This is a genomic window from Peribacillus frigoritolerans, from assembly GCF_001636405.1.
Taxonomy (GTDB): Bacteria; Bacillota; Bacilli; order Bacillales; family DSM-1321; genus Peribacillus; species Peribacillus frigoritolerans.
In genome coordinates this window covers 952,321-968,362 of record NZ_KV440950.1, presented here as the reverse complement: position 1 = coordinate 968,362, position 16,042 = coordinate 952,321, and the positions used below count along the sequence as shown (strand labels likewise).

The 16,042-nt window shown below is 40.4% G+C and carries 11 protein-coding genes, 1 pseudogene and 1 other annotated feature; of the genes and pseudogenes, 4 read left to right on the top strand and 8 right to left on the bottom strand.

Annotation, left to right across the window (positions count from 1 at the left end):
• Positions 1-226 precede the first annotated feature (226 nt).
• Both A6755_RS04745 and A6755_RS04740 read left to right on the top strand, forming a co-directional pair.
• Positions 227-505 carry a PadR family transcriptional regulator gene (locus A6755_RS04745; protein ID WP_222620182.1) on the top strand — a complete coding sequence of 93 codons (279 nt, stop codon included), beginning with the start codon at positions 227-229 and terminating at the stop codon, positions 503-505.
• A gap of 16 nt (positions 506-521) precedes the next feature.
• Entirely contained in the window at positions 522-1,241 is a 720-nt protein-coding gene (locus tag A6755_RS04740) for a pentapeptide repeat-containing protein (RefSeq protein WP_063589909.1), read from the top strand.
• Between the two features lie 124 nt (positions 1,242-1,365).
• On the opposite strand, the pseudogene A6755_RS04735 reads toward A6755_RS04740, so the two are convergent.
• Positions 1,366-2,254 (bottom strand): annotated as a pseudogene (locus tag A6755_RS04735) (PhzF family phenazine biosynthesis protein).
• Between the two features lie 146 nt (positions 2,255-2,400).
• Positions 2,401-2,613, top strand: a binding site (T-box leader).
• A gap of 64 nt (positions 2,614-2,677) precedes the next feature.
• Here A6755_RS04735 and A6755_RS04730 point away from each other — a divergent pair.
• The gene (locus A6755_RS04730) at positions 2,678-3,502 is read left to right on the top strand and encodes an ATP-grasp domain-containing protein (RefSeq protein WP_063592432.1); all 825 of its coding nucleotides are present in this window, start codon (positions 2,678-2,680) and stop codon (positions 3,500-3,502) included.
• 172 nt (positions 3,503-3,674) lie between these two features.
• On the opposite strand, the gene galE is transcribed toward A6755_RS04730, so the two are convergent.
• The 6 genes from galE to A6755_RS04700 all read right to left on the bottom strand — a co-directional run bounded on the left by galE (position 3,675) and on the right by A6755_RS04700 (position 11,893).
• A complete protein-coding gene (gene galE, locus A6755_RS04725) occupies positions 3,675-4,646 on the bottom strand; it encodes a UDP-glucose 4-epimerase GalE (protein WP_057279109.1) in 972 nt (323 codons plus the stop codon).
• Positions 4,647-4,739: 93 nt separating this feature from the next.
• Positions 4,740-8,342 carry a CDP-glycerol glycerophosphotransferase family protein gene (locus tag A6755_RS04720; protein ID WP_063589908.1) on the bottom strand — a complete coding sequence of 1,201 codons (3,603 nt, stop codon included), beginning with the start codon at positions 8,340-8,342 and terminating at the stop codon, positions 4,740-4,742.
• 137 nt (positions 8,343-8,479) lie between these two features.
• Positions 8,480-9,367 (bottom strand): UTP--glucose-1-phosphate uridylyltransferase GalU, encoded by an 888-nt coding sequence (galU, locus tag A6755_RS04715; protein WP_034310766.1) that lies wholly within the window; start codon positions 9,365-9,367, stop codon positions 8,480-8,482.
• Between the two features lie 401 nt (positions 9,368-9,768).
• Complete coding sequence (locus A6755_RS04710; protein WP_063589907.1) at positions 9,769-10,410, bottom strand: NAD(P)-dependent oxidoreductase; 642 nt, start codon at positions 10,408-10,410, stop codon at positions 9,769-9,771.
• Between the two features lie 377 nt (positions 10,411-10,787).
• Positions 10,788-11,198 (bottom strand): disulfide oxidoreductase, encoded by a 411-nt coding sequence (locus tag A6755_RS04705; protein WP_034310756.1) that lies wholly within the window; start codon positions 11,196-11,198, stop codon positions 10,788-10,790.
• A 2-nt stretch (positions 11,199-11,200) separates the two neighbouring features.
• Entirely contained in the window at positions 11,201-11,893 is a 693-nt protein-coding gene (locus A6755_RS04700; RefSeq protein WP_034310754.1) for a DsbA family protein, read from the bottom strand.
• A gap of 312 nt (positions 11,894-12,205) precedes the next feature.
• On the opposite strand from A6755_RS04700, the gene A6755_RS04695 reads away from it, so the two are divergent.
• Positions 12,206-12,640: an Rrf2 family transcriptional regulator gene (locus A6755_RS04695; protein WP_034310751.1), complete on the top strand. Its 435-nt coding sequence runs from the start codon at positions 12,206-12,208 to the stop codon at positions 12,638-12,640.
• A gap of 45 nt (positions 12,641-12,685) precedes the next feature.
• Here A6755_RS04695 and A6755_RS04690 read toward each other — a convergent pair whose 3' ends face one another.
• Complete coding sequence (locus tag A6755_RS04690; RefSeq protein ID WP_063589906.1) at positions 12,686-15,787, bottom strand: SH3 domain-containing protein; 3,102 nt, start codon at positions 15,785-15,787, stop codon at positions 12,686-12,688.
• Positions 15,788-16,042 lie beyond the last annotated feature (255 nt).

Below are 16,042 nucleotides of genomic sequence, written 5' to 3'. Positions count from 1 at the left end.
AATCCCTTCCAAGCGGATAATATCTCTGGAAAATTAAAAGTATGCGAATGCAGTGATTCACGAAAATTGGCATGTTTCTTTTCATAAACCCTCCAAATCTGTATGATCCATAGTAACTAAACTACCTTGACTGTCATAGTAATATATTATAAGATATACCAAAGGAGGTGAGGATTTGGTTCAACGACAACTATCCTCTGACTTGCTTCGCGGACATGTAGATACGATGATTCTGAAACTCCTGCAAAGTGGCGATAAATATGGTTATGAAATCAGCAAACTGATATATACGAATTCCAACGAGCAATATGAAATTAAGGAAGCGACGATGTACTCCAGCCTAAAACGGCTGGAAAAGGATGGATGCATCATCTCTTATTGGGGAGATGCCACACAAGGCGGAAGAAGGAAATATTACAAAATCACCCCAATCGGGGAAAACACATATATCCAAAATAAAAATGACTGGGAGCAGGCCAAGCGAATACTTGAGCGCCTTCTCTAAGAAGGGAAGATGAAATGTGATTGAAAAACTGAATGCACATGTTCATAGCATTTTTGCCCCGTACAAAAGTGCAAAAACAGCAACGGAATTGGAAGAAGAACTGCTGCAAAATTTACTGGAAAAATACGATGACCATAGAAGGAATGGTGCCAGTGAACAGGAAGCGTTTAAGCTGACTGTTGATTCGATTGGGGAGGTATCAGAGCTCATGGAATCCCTCAACCTACAATACAATGTCCTTGAGCAGGCGATAAGCATGGACTATTCCAGGCATCGCTTATTGGATTCCGACTTCCGCTCGGTTTCGGTCCATGATGGGAAGTTCAATTCCTGCGATTTAAGCCGTTCTGACTTCAGCCATTCCGACCTGACGAACAGCACATTTAAAAACAGTAACTTAGATCATTGCATCTTTGAAAACGCCAATTTAACTAGCACCTTATTTAAAAATGCCAATTTAAAAGGCGTAACTTTCAAGAACAGCATTTATAATAAAACCCATTTTAAAAGCTGTAATTTATCTGGTCTTATATTCGATGGGGAAACTTTCAAACAAACCATTTTCGAAGGCTCTTCATTGAGAAAGGCATCATTTCGCGATGCCACCCTCATCAATGTTCAATTTCGGATGTCCGATTTAAAGAAAATCGACTTTACTGGAGCTTCGATGGATAAACTCACCTACAACTTTTTACATGGAGCAAAGGTTGATCTTAGCGGCGTGACCCTCATCTAAAGGACAGCGATTGGCGCTTCCACCCCGTGTTTCTGATTTACAAGAACCCTGTGCTAAGACACGTAACGTCTTAGCACAGGGTTTTTCAATATACTTTTTCAGACTTATATCTCAGTATGAACCTTTAGACTTCCACTTCAAAATCTTTAACGTAGACAGCATTCCCGGTGATTTCAATATCGTATGTGCCATCGTTCTTGGTAGCTGTAACGCGAACTCTGCCATCCTTTCCGATTTCATGTCCCTGTTCGATTAACAGATGCACCTCACCTTCAAGATCATCCTTTATGTATTTTGCATAATAAGCCCCCATTACACCTGAAGCCGTTCCTGTAACCGGGTCTTCAAGCGTACCTGAAAAGGGCGAGGAAAAATGCCGGGCATGCATATGGGCATCATTATCGTACGTTTCCAGGCAAAAGGGATGAACGGAAGCTCTTGGCATTTCCTTTAATAATTGCGGAAACAGGCTATTGTTGGCCTTCATCCTTTTAAATGAGCTTCTTTCTTTTACCGGAACCAGTAAAGTCCATAAACCTGTACTTCCATAAACAATAGGTAATTCACTTTCCAGATCTTCTATATCAAGGCCGAGAGAACTGACTAAGCCAGCTTTATCTCCGTTAAATGCTTCAAACTGCGGCGCGGCCTGCTTCATCGTAATATATATCAGGCCCCGCCGTCGGATGGATCTTGATTGGCAATATTCCAGCTCCTGTTTCAATCATTAGCTCATCTTTATCCAATAATCCCCTGGTCTTCAGTGCATGGATGGTAGCCATTGTCGCGTGTCCGCAAAGATTCATTTCGTGTCCCGGTGTGAAATAACGGATCCTAAGATCGGCAATATCGGATTCCATCGGAAAAGAGGTTTCATTGAACCCCACCTTCATTGCTATATCCTGCATTTCCTTTTCGGTCAGTCCACCCGCATCTAAAACCACACCTGCCGGATTTCCTTTATTCGGTGTACTGCTGAACGCATCGTAATGAAAAACCCTTACCGTTTGCAAATCTAACATCTCCTATTAAATGATGGTGCTTCTCTTGAATAGTAATTCTATATTTCTATCCATATTACCTTTTCGTCCTACAGTAAGTGAAACAACCATTGATTTTATTTTCTGACTATTATACAATTACTCAAATTCATCAAATGTAAAATTCCATGAAGGGAAGGAGTACGTTATCGTTCTGTTCCAAAGAGAGCTGGTGCTTTGCTGAAAGCCAGTGTACAGAATCTGACCGAATATCATCCCCGAGAAGTAAAGCCGAAGCTTCAGTAAGCTTTACCGGTTTCCCCCCGTTAAATGGGATGTGCGTTTAATTATTAAACAAGAGTGGTGCCGCGAGTTAAAATCTCGTCTCTTAATGAGGCGGGATTTTTTGTATATAAACCAATCAATGAAAATATCGGGAAAGCGGGTTCAGGAGTCATGCAGACACTATTATTCGTAACGGATTTATACTATGAGGCAAAGGGAAGAAATTATTATGAGGAGGATTTGTTCCTTACCTCGAAGCTTAGAGAGGATTTTCAGTTAGTACTTTGCCATCCTGAAGACATTGAAACGTTTGAAAAGGATTTTGACTTGATCGTCTTTCGAAATGCCGGTCCAGTAGCCAATTTTAAAGACAAGTATCTAGCATTCCGTAATAGAGTGGCTGCTGGCCATTTGAAAGCATACAACTCATTTGTTGGAAAGGCTGATATGAACGGGAAGGAATACTTAATTGAACTGACGAAAGCCCAATTTCCTGTCATTCCGACCATCGATACACTTGAATCTTTACATAAACTTCCCAATGTGGAAACGTATATAGTGAAGCCTAAAGATGGCGCGGATTCCATCGGTTTGGAATTTGCCGCGAAAGAAGAATTGGGAGATAAAATGGATACAAAATCAAAGAACACATTGGTACAGCCATTTATCAACTTTGAGTATGAAGTCTCTTTTTATTTTATCGATAAGGAATTTCAATACGCCCTTTATGCGCCTGATAAAGAGAAAAGATGGGAATTAAAAGAATATGTCCCTACTGAAGCAGACCTGGCTTTTGCTAAACGATTTATTGATTGGAATAATCTTGATTGGGGCATCCAACGAGTAGATGCCTGTCGGAATGAGCAAGGTGAACTCTTATTAGTAGAGCTGGAAGATTTAAATCCGTACCTTTCCCTATTGGAATTAACCGAAGAAACACGTCAAAATTTTGTAAAAGCCCTGAAAAAATCAATCCGGAAAGCTCTTCAAGCTTAGAATGAAAACTGCCGTATTACTGGCTAGCCAAGACCCGATACAGTTGGCGGAAAGGGAGCGGGTTTCTGAAAACAGCTGGAACATTCTTCAAATAAAAAAACTGCAGGCAAACTCGTTTTTTTTCTTCGAGTTTGTCTACAGTCCGAAATGACTACCGAGTCCCAAGGGACCATTAATTCATTTGAGATTTATGCCATTTCCACGCACTTTCAATGATTTCTTCCAAATTTATCGATGCTTTCCAACCGAGTTCTTCATATATCTTGTCGGCCGAAGCAACCAGGCGGGCTGGATCTCCAGGGCGACGGTCTGCATACTCAACTGTCGGTTTAACTCCTGTGACTTTTTCGCAAGTGTCGATTACATCCTTAACCGAAAACCCTTTTCCATTCCCAAGGTTGTAGATGGCCGTATCCTTCTTTCCGGATAATAGGGCTTGAAGCGCGATTATATGGGCTTGGGCTAGATCCGTTACATGGATATAATCACGAATGCATGTGCCATCTTCCGTATCATAGTCCGTACCAAACACGGAAATCTTCTCACGTTGACCTAATAAATGCTGTAAAATGATTGGAATCAGGTGTGTTTCCGGATCATGGCTTTCACCGATTTCTGCTGACGCATGTGCTCCGGCCGCATTGAAGTAACGCAAGACGACATAATGAAGTCCATATGCCTTTGCAAAGTCCCCTAAGATCTGTTCCACCATCAATTTAGAGCGGCCATATGGGTTAATCGGATTCGTTGGCTGACCTTCATCAATCATATCCACATTTGGTATCCCGTACGTAGCTGCCGTTGATGAAAAAATGAAATTCTTAACATCATGCTTGAGCATGGTATTCAATAATGTAAGAGTTGCACCTACATTATTATCATAGTATTTATAAGGATCTTGAACAGACTCCCCGACCAAGCTATTAGCGGCAAAGTGCATGACCGCTTTAATCGGATACTTAAGGAAAATTTCATTCAAGACCGCTTCGTCCCCTAAATTCCCTTCCACCAAGGTGGCCTTCGAATCAACCAGCGAACGAAATCCAGTTGAGAGATTATCCAGAATGACAACCTCTTCAGTTTTCACTAACTCTTTTACAAGATGACTTCCAATATATCCTGCACCGCCAACGACCAAAATCATATAGTATTACCCCTTTTACTTTAAGCTTGAATGAATCTTTAAATCTCGCATATGTCATTAGTGGGAGGTCTAATTATAAGGACCTCCCCCGTTTTATAAGCATTTATTGAAGGTTTCCATGGCCAATCCATTATATTGGGTGTAATCAAACTTCGCTAGTTCAGGATTATCATCACTAACCATGGTAGATAAGCCCTTTTCCAGTCCATCTATGCTATTTTCGACAAGCAAACCATATTTACCGTTTTCCAAAACGGTCCGGTTAGCCACTATATCAGTAGCCATGATTTTCATTCCTAAGGTCATTGCCTCCAATAATACCATAGGCTGGCCTTCATAATGTGAGGAAAGAACGAAGCAGTCACATTTTTCCATGAACGAAAATGGATTTTCAAGCTGACCCAAAAGATGAATGGAATGATTTAAGTCCAGCTCATCAATGATTGCCTGCAAATCTTCCTTTAAAGGTCCTTGTCCTAAAATATACAGTTTACTATTTTTGTGTTTCCCATGAAAACCTGCGAATGCACGAATCAAATTATCTTGCCCTTTTTCAGGGGATAACCTTCCCATATTGACAAAGTTAAAATCATTTTTATCAGGATATGGAACGAATTGATCATTCACTTCCAACCCATGGACCTCTTGTACGATTAACGCCTGTTTATCGATCCAGCCTATAGATACCCCATCCAATGATATATGGGCATATGTGCCAAGTTGAGTAACCGCTTCTTTATCGAATTCAACGATCCGGCCATTAAAGGTTGGCCCATTTTCCAAGACCATGGCATCTTGCAGCCCATAAGGCTTATCCCATATATGATAATCGCCTAATTTAATTTCGGCAGTGCCGCGCACTTCCCGTTCCTTTAACACCATTGGCTCTTCTATCATTTCAAATGCTCTAGTATTTAGCCAGCCTATTATCTTATTGTCTATCTCGAAAAGGTAATAGCCGCCTTTGTTGGTTCTATTATACTTGATGATTCTGACGATTTGCCCTTCAAAGTCGATTGCCTTGCTCACTCTTTTAGCCTTGTAGTTCGGATATGCCTTCGTCCAGATTGTATGATCTTCCGGGTTGGTTATTTTACCGTACTTCTGATTACCGGTGTTTATTTCCTTCAGCGTTCTATTCTCGATCTTATCGATGAACTTTTTATTGTTTTTATAGTTTCGCGATATTATATATTTTCTTTTCATCATGATTTGCAGCTTGTCATTATAGCTCATGTCTTCATTGATTGTACAATGTTCAAGCACGGATAAAGCCGAATTATCTATCCAGCCTATGGTCTTGTCTTTTACTGATATTCTGCTATAAATCGAATGCTGGGTTTTTGCTTCCCTATCGACTTTTACAATGATCCCTTTAAAATCATGACTGCCGGAAACTTTGTACGTTCCTTCAACTTTATACGGCAAGGACCAAATATAGTTCGATCGAGGTCTCACTAGCCTTGCCACTTTGTCCACTTCTTTTTCATAAATGATGCTGTCTGGCAGCAGCTCCACAGCTTCTTCACTAATCCAGCCTATCATTTGATTGTCATGACTGAATTTATAAAAAGTCTTTTGATCAGCATGGTTTTTCCTCGAAATCACGATTTCAGCACCTTCAAATCGTTCTTCCAATGGAAATTGAGCGGCATTCGAAATTCCCGGAAGGGTATTCCAAACAGGATTATCCTTGACATCCCTTAAAATCGCCCTCGCTTTGAAGTTTTCTGTGATCATCGCCTTTTCATCATTTTCACTACCTTTAGGCTCATTTGACTCGATTTGAAGGATTTTATCCGGGTTGATGGAATTCATTACATAATCAAATTTATCGAAGTCTGCATACTCCAATAGATTCTTTCGGTTTAATTCCATCGTTCCCTCAGACACGCTTACCAGTTTATCAAATCGATTGTATACCGAAAAAATCCCCCTTAGATTAATCCGGTGCGGTCTCTTTCCGTTAATGATGCGTTCACTATCAGAAAGCAAATCATTATGCATATAACAAACTTTCTTTTTTGCATCCGCCGCAAGCAGATATTTAGCCCAATAATGGCTATAACCGCTAAAATCGATAACAAAATCAAACTTTGTTTTGCCGAATAAACGTGCATGCTCTCTAATATAGGCATTTTCCGGGTAAAGCTTCTTCCCTAAGAAACCTCTTTCCCCTCTGTTATGGATGAATTTATCTTTATAGACTTCCAATATGTTATAAACAGGCAAGCCAGGTTTGAATAGAAAACGCACATTCTTATTAACCTTGCCCATATTTTTCAAAACCTCGTATGAGTGAGGAGTGGCCGTAAAACAGCTGACATCATATTTATCATAATCAATATTATTCATTAAGTTAAGGAAAGAGGATGTAATCCCGTTATCCCTCAAACCGCCCGGATAAATTAATATTTTTTCCTTTGCGGAATCAAGCCCGGTAATTGTGTTTAGTTGTTTCGTAGACTTATTGAATATATTTTTGACTATTCTCTCTGTTACTTTTCCATCCTCATGGTTCGTGAACTTTTCCTGCATTTTTTTATATTTATCGGAATATCTCAATTTCACATCTTTAATATCTTTAATGGCTAGCGCCAATTCTTTTGAGTTAAAAAGCATGGGTCCCGGAAGTTCGTCATTTTGGAGATATTGTCCCCTTTGCTCTGCATAAACGTCCGTATCCCAAGTGTAAAATAGAATGGGCTTATCGGTAACAAGGTAATCAAAGAAAATGCTGGAATAATCCGTGATAAGCAAATCGACTGCAGCAAGCAATTCATTTGTATCCACATGGTCTGGTATTAGTCGATCCTTGATTTCTGAATGCTTGGCCGCTTCTTTATATAGAAATGGATGCACCTTAATTAATAAGTTATATTGTTCACCGATTTGACTTTGTAAATAATGAATATCAGCAATGATTTGAAGAAGATCATTATCCACCTTGGCAAGGTTCGTCCCCTTCCAAGTCGGGGCATATAAAATATTTTCCTTAGCATCACTGATTTTCAAACCCAGGGTCCTTAAATAATCCTTATACTCCCCCGGATTCGTATTCAGCGTCAAATCAATCCTTGGATATCCTTCTTCTATTATTACACCTTTATACAATCCATTTAACTTATAGCTATGTGTAAATATGTTGGTAGTATGGGCATTAGGGCTCAAAATGAAATCTGCACTCAAGAAGTTCCTGACCACGTTTTGAGAGACCGAAGGGTTACCGGGTATATCAAAGCCCATATTCTTAAGGGGCGTTCCATGCCAGGTATTGATGTAAATCTGATCGCTTTTAGGGATGAAGAAAGACTGGAATGTGGAATTATTGATTAAATACTCACTAGTTGCCAACCACTTTAAATATTCCTTTGAATTACGTTGAACAAATTGAACATTCGGCATATCCTTATACTTCGCCATTACACCTGAGAGGACACTGAAATCCTGGATGGACCAAATGTGCACAAAATCTTGATAGTCCTGATTTTCCAGCATATATTTAAACATCGCGTATGGACTGTCGGTCATACTGTTTCCATCACGGCTCTCATATAGAATGGTGTTTTTTTGAATGCTTAATTTCTCATAGTACTTTGCATATCTATTTACACGCTGATGATTTTCCTTTAATAGGAAATTAACAATAGGCTGTTTAAGGAAATCGACTTTTCTTTTTATTACCTTCTTATTCACTAAATAGGCATCCCCTTTTATGGATTTATATTCACCATTCAAAATTTTGTTTGCATTTCAGTAACCAAAAATAACAACTATGAATGATCAATAGTTGGAGATTTTTTCTAAACTAATTACTCTATTAAATTAAAAGATCACTTATCCACTGCCTTGTGCATTTCGAGGATATTTTCCATTACTTTTAAAATGTCGTCTCTTAAATCGGGACGTTGCAGGGCAAATTCAATTGTCGTTTTCACAAAGCCATCGACAACCCCGACATCATAGCGTTTCCCTTCAAAATCATAAGCGAAGACACTTTGGATTTCATTCAGTTTTTGGATGGCATCCGTTAACTGGATTTCACCGCCAGCCCCTGTTTCCTGCTTGGCCAGGAAATCGAATATTTCCGGAGTCAGTATGTATCTTCCCATTATGGCTAAGTTGGATGGTGCCGTTCCTTGTTTTGGTTTTTCGACGAAACGGTTCACTTCGTATCTCCTGCCATCTTGCGTAAGCGGGTCGATGATGCCATATCTATGTGTTTCGCTCTCATTCACCGGCTGCACACCAATGATGGACGAACCTGTCGCATCATATTCGTTGATCAATTGACGCAAGGAGGGCACATCGCTTTCCACGATATCATCGCCTAAAAGGACGGCAAATGGCTCATCACCAATAAAGTTACGTGCACACCAAACAGCATGTCCGAGGCCTCGCGGTTCTTTTTGCCTAATGTAATGGATATTAGCCAAATTGGATGGGTATCGCACCTTCTCTAATAAATCGAATTTCCCTTTTTCACTTAAGTTATTCTCTAGTTCGTACGCATTATCAAAATGATCCTCTATCGCTCGTTTGTTCTTTCCTGTGACAATGATTATATCTTCAATTCCCGCTTTCACGGCTTCTTCTATAATATATTGTATAGTTGGTTTATCGACTATTGGCAGCATTTCTTTAGGCATAGCCTTCGTTGCGGGCAAGAATCTGGTTCCCAATCCCGCTGCAGGTATAATGGCCTTTTTAACTTTTTTCATTCTTTGTAACTCCTTCATATTAGGATAAATCAACAAAACAACCCATTTTTTTCTGAATCATCCTTTTTATAGTAACATAGACTCTCTTTTTGTAAATATATTAACAGAAAAAATTCCTTCATTTGTAAACGCAACCAAAATATTTAAGGCCTTTCCCCGATTTTTAAGGAAAAGGCCTTATTTCCTTACTTACAGCTCATAGATCAAAAGACTTATCAATTATTGATCATCTCACCTTCTTCAATTTCCGCTCGGCTTCTTCCCTATCGGTGCCCACCGTCGGCTCTTTGATCCTCATCAGCGATGAAATATACATCAACGGTCTTACTTGGCGAGTCTGCGTCGATTCAGAAGTTACTATCGTAAAAAAAACGTCACCCCAGAGGAGAGACGTCACTAAATCATTCAGCTTCGGCAACAACGGTAAAGCGCTGGTTGATGTGCTGCGGATTTTCAATTTCATCAAGTACTGCTAGGGCAAAATCGGCATAACTTACATAGCTTTCGCCCTTCGAGTTTACAAGAAGGTTGTCTTTACCCAGTTTATACCCGCCTGTTCTATTTCCTTGCGGATCAAAGAAGGCGGAAGGGCTGATGAAGGTCCATTGTATGTCAGTGGCGTTTTGCAGATCTCCAAGGTTCTTGGATTGATTAAACGCTGTTGCAAAGTATTCTTTAGGAAACTCAGGCGTATCCAGGACACGAATTGTTTTTGCTTCGTCAACAAAAAGGCTTCCAGCTCCGCCAACAACGATCAGTTTCGTTTGTGGAGCGCCTTTCATTGCTTCAATCAAGATTTTTCCTGCGTCCACATGCAGATGTTCTTTCCCCGGAGCAGCGCCAAATGCATTCACTACAACATCGAATTCTTTAATATCTTCTGCTTTCAGATCGAATACGTCTTTTTCCAATACGGAAGCTCCTTGAATTTGGACTCTAGCTTCATCCCTGACAATGGCCGTAACTTCATGTCCCCTAGTCAATGCTTCCTTTAAAATCAGACTTCCAGCTTTTCCGCTCGCACCAATAATACCGATTTTCATTTTACATTCCTCCTATATATTGTTTTTGAAATATTAATTGTAACTAATTTACTTACATGTAATAATATAAGTTACAGGTTAATGATTTGTCAACTTTTTTATTTAGAGGTGTTTCGGAGATATATCCGCTGTTTCGGAGATATAATTCGATTTTCGCTGATATATTGCTGTTTTTCGTCGATATAGTCCGATTTTCGCTGATATATCCGCTGCTTCGTCTATATATTGCAATTTTCGGAGATATATCCTGATTTTCGCTGATATATTGCTGTTTTTCGTCGATTAATCCGATTTTTGATGATATATCCGCAGTTTCATCGATATTTTCATCCGATATAAATAAAAACGCACCATTCCTTTTAGAATGGTGCGCTTCATTACATGCTGGTTTTCTTTTTCATTAGCAGTGCCATGCAGATTGTGATGAGCGTAAAGGCAATGAATGACAAAAACGGGATCGTGATGAATCCTAGCCAATTTATATACTCACCTGAGCAGGGAACACCGCTTTGGCACATTTCGAAATGCTGTAGTGCTGGAATTTTTTGCAGACTATAGTGATACCCTGACACCGCCATGCCCAAAATCGATAATGGGAGGATGTATCGATAGATTTTCAGGTCCTGTTCATAAAATGCCCGGCCCAATAAGATGACGAGCGGGTACATCAAGATCCTTTGGTACCAACAAAAGGTGCAGGGTACATAATGTAGAATCTCACTAAAGTAGAGACTTCCGGCAGTGGCGATGATGGACAGGATCCAAGAAAATAATAGAGGCTTGTTCATCACTATTTCTCCTTCGCTGCATCATCAACCATTTTCACTAAATCATCGATTGTATTTCCTTCAAACTTCTTGCCATTGACAAATAAGGAAGGTGTTCCAGTAACGCCCAATTCATCGGCCAACTCCATATCCTTGTTCCACTGGTCCTCGGACTTTTTGGCTTTAAAAGAGGTAACGACTTTTTTCACATCTTTCTCATTTGCGATTTCTTTCAATGTTTCTTCCAAGAATTTGTCCGTAAAGACATCTTCCTTTTCATATTTCAAGTCAGCTGGCTGCTTATCGAACAAAAGCTCATGAAATTCCCAAAAGGTCTCATTGCCTAATTCCTGATAAACACTTTCCGCGAATTTAGCGGATCTGGTTGAATCGACATTAATGAACGAATAATTCATGAAATAAAATTGCGCTTTTCCTGTATCAATCAATTCACTTTGTATAGAAGGGAAGAATTGCTTCTCGAATGTCTTACAGACTGGACATTTATAGTCCCCAAATTCCACTATTTGGACAGGAGCCGATTTTTCTCCCAAATATGGTTGTGATTTATAATCGATTTCATTAACGGCTGTATCTTCGTCTTTTTTCCCATTTGCTAAAAATATAAAGCCAATAATGATTACTGCGATTAATCCGATGATCCAAAACGTGAATGCAGAAGATTGTTTTTGATTACCCTTTTTTTTATTAGCCATCATATACCTCCATCACTTGTAGTTGTGTCGATTCCTTATCCAGCCATGGCGGCCGATTTCAGTTCCCCCTTTCCTGTTACCTTTCACCTGTAACTGATTCATTTACACGTTATAATATAAGTTTCACCATGCTTGTTTGTCAATTACACATACCTTTTATTTTTGCCTTTGCAGCAACGGCGTGACTTGACAAGGAAACGGTTAATGGATAAATATTATTCTTGCAGGCCATTATAGCTTGTAACCACTTGAATTACATGTTAAATAATTTATACTATATAGGAATAGAGATTTAAAGGAGAGAAAAAAGAGATGTCCATCAGTACCCGCTTTTCCGTAGGAATCCATATATTATCTCTTTTAGAAATAAACAAAGAAGGCGTTAACACTTCCGATTTTATTGCAAAAAGTGTAAACACCAACCCAGCCTTAATCAGAAAAATCACTGGCATGCTGAAGAATGCAGGTTTAGTGAATGTTCGGCCGGGTATCGCCGGAGCGACATTGGCCAAGGAATTGTCGGATATCACTTTGCTCGATGTTTATCACGCTGTCAACATTGTCTCCGATAAAGAATTATTTGGAATTCATGAAAATCCTAATCCAGCATGCACCGTTGGAAGAAATATACAAGATACAATAGAACCCATCTTTTCCGTTGCTGAACTTGCCTTGGAAAAGGCGTTGGGAGTGGTGACGATCGAGGATGTCGTCAAGGGGATTCTGGAAAAGGATAAAACTGAGTAGCAAAAAAAACACATGAGCCGGACTCATGTGTTTTTTTCCATTTCCTTATTTATACTTAGGAACCTCAATCGTCAATTTATATGAATCTAATAAACTATATAAATTATAAATCTGTTTCACTTGTTTTGTTGCCCAGCCAATATCAGTCGCATACTGGTGTGATGCATATCCATATTTCTCTGCAGCTGTAGGATTCCACCTCATTTTATAAAGCGTGTCCTGCCCAGCAGAGATATATCCTTTGGCGATGAATTCAGCACCGCCTATGATGGCCGCTTCCGGGGTGAACCAGCCCGCATTATAGGCGTATTGAGCGCCGCTGCTTAGCGCCGTTCCGTCAAACGCCCCGACTCCATACATATTATAGACCGTTTTCCCGTTCACCTTTACGCCAGTCGCTAATGGAGAAGTGCCATTCCCGGTCTCCAGCAAAGCATGTGAAATCAGGTAGATTTCATTGACCCCGTATTTTTCCCCTGCCGCAGTGAAGGTTGCCGCTTTGCCTTGTAGTATCCCTTTGCCTGAAAGGATTCTATCATTCACTTCAGAAACGTTCATGTTGGTGACTTGGGAGAGCTTGACGAATTGGAATGAATGGACTGGATCATTCACGAAATTATTTGGGTTAAGATTATATTCCATATCTTCCGGACTGGCATTTACCCATGTCTTGTTATAGTCCACCTCATACCAATAATATCCGTCAGAGCCCCTTACTTTTGATTTAATGGTCAATGATTGATAATTGCTTACAGGGCCGACTGCCCAATAATTCGATCCAGCTCCGCCCCTGACACGCCATCCGGTTCCTTTAACGGTACCTTTTGTTGAATTGATTAAAGTTAATCCATCTTCGCGTATGTAGGTTTTATACTTCTTATCCGTCTGACCGTTTACGGCCATTTGAATTTCAACCATCTTTTCCATCGTAAGATTATACTCTTTATCGATCCTGATTATCGATCCATTCGAGCTTCCCGGACCTTCCGGTGCTTTGGCCGTTAAATATTGCGTACTGACATATCCGGTTTTTCCATTGGCCGTGACTCTTGACCAGCCATTAGACTCTGAATACACCGTTACGGTCGTATTATTTACAAGCTTGGCTATAATTGAAGCGGAAGCCGATGCTGCTGAACGCATATTCAGACTCGAGCCATCACTTACACTTACATATTTAACCAATGTATTTACTTCTCCATCTGGATTCAGTCCCGGTACAGAACCTGGCTTCGTTGCTGATAGATATTTCGTACTGACATAACCTTCTCCGCCATACGCTTTAATTTTTGACCAGCCATTTGATTCCGAGATGACTTCTACCTCTACACCCCTTGCCAATTTCACAATGACGGAAGCACTATCCGACGGCTTATTCCGCATATTCAGCGAACCCGAGCTGACATTTACATATTTGGTTGTCGTTATTTCAGGTATGGATGGTTTGGAGCCCGTTCCAGGCTTTGTCGTTGAGAGGTAGTCAGTACTGACATACCCATCCTTCCCATTTGCCTTGATTTTCGCCCAGCCTTTGGATTCCGAATAGACCGTCACTTCCGTTCCTTTTGACAGCTTTGCTACTATGCTCGCGCTTTCCGACCCGCTTTTTCTCATATTGAGCGTTCCAGAGCTCACGTTTACATATTTCGTCGTCGTTTTTTCTGGCGTGACTGCCGTTGATCCCGTTCCTGGTTTTGTTGTCGATAGATATTTGGTACTGACATGGCCGTCTTTTCCATTGGCTTTGATCTTTGCCCAGCCTTTGGATTCCGAATACACCGTCACTTTCGTTCCTTTTGACAGCTTTGCGACTATACTCGCGCTTTCCGATCCGCTTTTTCTCATATTGAGCGTTCCAGAGCTCACGTTTACATATTTCGTCGTCGTTTTTTCTGGCGTGACTGCCGTTGATCCCGTTCCTGGCTTTGTAGCAGATAGATATTTCGTGCTTACATATCCATCCTTTCCATTGGCTTTGATTTTCGCCCAGCCATTGGATTCCGAGTACACCGTCACTTTCGTTCCTTTTGAAAGGATGGCGACAATGCTTGCGGTAGCTTTTCCACTTTTTCGCATATTGAGTGATCCAGAGCTCACGTTTACATATTTCGTCGTCGTTTTTTCTGGCGTGACTGCCGTTGATCCCGTTCCTGGCTTTGTAGCAGATAGATATTTCGTGCTTACATATCCATCCTTTCCATTGGCTTTGATTTTCGCCCAGCCATTGGATTCCGAGTACACCGTCACTTTCGTCCCTTTTGAAAGGGTGGCGACAATGCTTGCGGTAGCCTTTCCACTTTTTCGCATATTGAGTGATCCCGTGCTCACGTTTACATATTTCGTTGTCGTTTTTACAGGTGTGGCTGCCGTTGATCCCGATCCCGGCTTTGAAGCAGACAGATATTTGGTGTTGACATATCCATCCTTTCCATTGGCTTTGATTTTCGTCCAGCCATTGGATTCCGAGTACACCGTCACTTTCGTCCCTTTTGAAAGGATGGCAACTATGCTTGCGGTAGCTTTTCCACTTTTTCGCATATTGAGTGATCCCGTGCTCACATTCACATATTTCGTTGTTGTTTTAACCGTTGCCTCAGCTTTGCTCACTGTTCCAGGCTTCGTTGCCGATAGATATTTCGTGCTGACATATCCATCCTTTCCATTGGCTTTGATTTTCGCCCAGCCTTTGGATTCCGAATAGACCGTTACCTGTGTGCCTCTTGTCAGCTTTGCGACTATGCTGGCACTATCACTCCCGCTTTTTCGCATATTAAGTGAACCTGTGCTCACATTCACATATTTTGTTGTCGTTTTAATGGTTACTGCAGTTTTCGTTAAAGTCCCTGGCTTCGTTGCCGATAAATACTTGGTACTGACATATCCTTCTTTTCCATTGGCCTTGATTTTCGCCCAGCCTTTGGATTCCGAATACACCCTCACCTGTGTGCCATTTGCCAGCTTTGCGACTATGCTGGCACCTTCCGCTCCGGTTTTTCTCATATTGAGCGATCCGGAATTCACCTGCACAAACATGACGTCCTCAATATTGACCTGTTCGGCATGTAGTGGAGCTGCAGATATTTTTTCTTCGAAAGCAACTGTAGACAACACTGCAAAACAGAAAGTTGGTATAATTAATTTCTTCATCTCATTCTCCCTACTAAAGAATTATATTTTTAACATTTATTTAAATATCGGTTAAAATTAGTATGATGATATAGGTAAATATGCTCATTCACTTAAAATATAACATATTCCTTTAGATCTATAGGGAGATAAAATCGTTTGTAACATAATGGTAAACTAATAGACATTTAAGTAATTATATAGAAATAATTGCAATGAAGCTTATGCGACAAGCAAATGATGACTATTAAGTATATTGATATAATTACTTTTCAC

What these genes read in the sequence shown, in the direction of transcription:
- A6755_RS04745 (WP_222620182.1), top strand. Translation starts at nt 227, where the DNA reads ATGATTCTGAAACTCCTGCAAAGTGGCGATAAATATGGTTATGAAATC.
- A6755_RS04730 (WP_063592432.1), top strand. Translation starts at nt 2,678, where the DNA reads ATGCAGACACTATTATTCGTAACGGATTTATACTATGAGGCAAAGGGA.
- galE (WP_057279109.1), bottom strand. Translation starts at nt 4,646, where the DNA reads ATGATTTTGGTCGTTGGCGGTGCAGGATATATTGGAAGTCATCTTGTA.
- galU (WP_034310766.1), bottom strand. Translation starts at nt 9,367, where the DNA reads ATGAAAAAAGTTAAAAAGGCCATTATACCTGCAGCGGGATTGGGAACC.
- A6755_RS04710 (WP_063589907.1), bottom strand. Translation starts at nt 10,410, where the DNA reads ATGAAAATCGGTATTATTGGTGCGAGCGGAAAAGCTGGAAGTCTGATT.
- A6755_RS04705 (WP_034310756.1), bottom strand. Translation starts at nt 11,198, where the DNA reads ATGAACAAGCCTCTATTATTTTCTTGGATCCTGTCCATCATCGCCACT.
- A6755_RS04700 (WP_034310754.1), bottom strand. Translation starts at nt 11,893, where the DNA reads ATGGCTAATAAAAAAAAGGGTAATCAAAAACAATCTTCTGCATTCACG.
- A6755_RS04695 (WP_034310751.1), top strand. Translation starts at nt 12,206, where the DNA reads ATGTCCATCAGTACCCGCTTTTCCGTAGGAATCCATATATTATCTCTT.
- A6755_RS04690 (WP_063589906.1), bottom strand. Translation starts at nt 15,787, where the DNA reads ATGAAGAAATTAATTATACCAACTTTCTGTTTTGCAGTGTTGTCTACA.